Genomic DNA, 1,143 nt, shown 5'->3' with positions numbered 1-1,143 from the left:
AGCTGATCAGCACCTTGATCCGGACGCCCCGGTCGTCTGTCTTCCGTCGAGTCATGAGCCACATCCGCAGGAGTAGTCGATGGTCACGGTCATGGCGCCGGTGATGCAGTTCCCGTCCGGGCCGCCGGGGATGTACTCGCCGGGCGCCATAGCCTCGGTTCCGCGCAGGGAATCCTGCTGCTCACCAAGGCAGCAGAGGGCTCGCTCAATGCACGCCTGGTCGGAGTCCATCTTCAGAGCGGCCTCGGTCCACTGATCGCAGGTCGGGCCCGCCGCCATGGTCCCGACGGGGACACACCGGGCGGTGCCGATCTCCAGGGTGAGACGGCGCGCGCCGGTGGCGCAGAGCCCGTACTCGGTGTTGTCGGGGTCGGCCCGGATCGGGGTGATTCCGGCGACGCGCACCCACGCAAGGCCGGTGCAGCACTCGTCCTCACCGGTCCCCAACGTCGGGTTCACGACCTCACCGAAGCGCATGCAGATCTTCTCGTCAGGGATGTCGTACGGGGACGCGTGGATCGCCGTGCGCAGGCATTCCAGGAAGGTCTCCGCGTAGTCGACGGGGCGCGTCACAACGTCACCTGCCGGTCACGAGGCAGGTCGCTGGAGAAGACGCGCGGGCGTGCCTTCAGGCGGCCGGGGTTGACCGCGCGCAGGAACAGATCCACGTTGAACAGCCCCGTCAGCCCGTTGTCGACCAACGTGGCCGGGTCCGGCATCTCCAACTGCACCCCGTTCCGCGTCAGCGACACCAGCTCTGCCGGCAGCGCACAATCCCCGGCACCGACGCAGGCCTTCGCGAACTGGGAGGCGAGTTCCCCGGCGGCGATCTGCCCCATGCGCGGGAGGAGTTCGCCCGGGGTGACGGTGACGGACCAGGTGCCCGGTTCGGTGGCGGGGAGGTTGTAGTCCTGGCACTCCTGCCAGCAGTCCCCATCGACGCGCACCAGGATGCGCCCGTTGTCAAGGCGGTACGCCGACGGGTCGAGGACGGTGCCCTGGTCCATCACCTGGTCGACGCGGGCCACGGGGAACGGCATGAACGCCTCACAGCGGGCGGAGCAGGTACAGCCGCCGGTGCAGCCGCAGTTCCGCCACACCCCGTTGTCGACGTACGGGACCATCCACGGGGCGAGCGCACCG

The 1,143-nt window shown here is 69.0% G+C and carries 2 protein-coding genes; both read right to left on the bottom strand.

The window, feature by feature from the left end; all coding sequences use genetic code 11:
• Nucleotides 1-51 precede the first annotated feature (51 nt).
• A complete protein-coding gene (locus ABZV94_RS41800) occupies nt 52-573 on the bottom strand; it encodes a hypothetical protein (protein WP_356350360.1) in 522 nt (173 codons plus the stop codon).
• A partial coding sequence (locus tag ABZV94_RS41795) for a hypothetical protein (protein WP_356350359.1) occupies nt 570-1,143 on the bottom strand: 574 nt, incomplete at its 5' end. The genes ABZV94_RS41800 and ABZV94_RS41795, both read right to left, overlap by 4 nt.

Source organism: Streptomyces sp. NPDC004658, from assembly GCF_040609555.1.
Taxonomy (GTDB): domain Bacteria; phylum Actinomycetota; class Actinomycetes; order Streptomycetales; family Streptomycetaceae; genus Streptomyces.
This window is presented reverse-complemented; position numbering and strand designations above follow the sequence as displayed.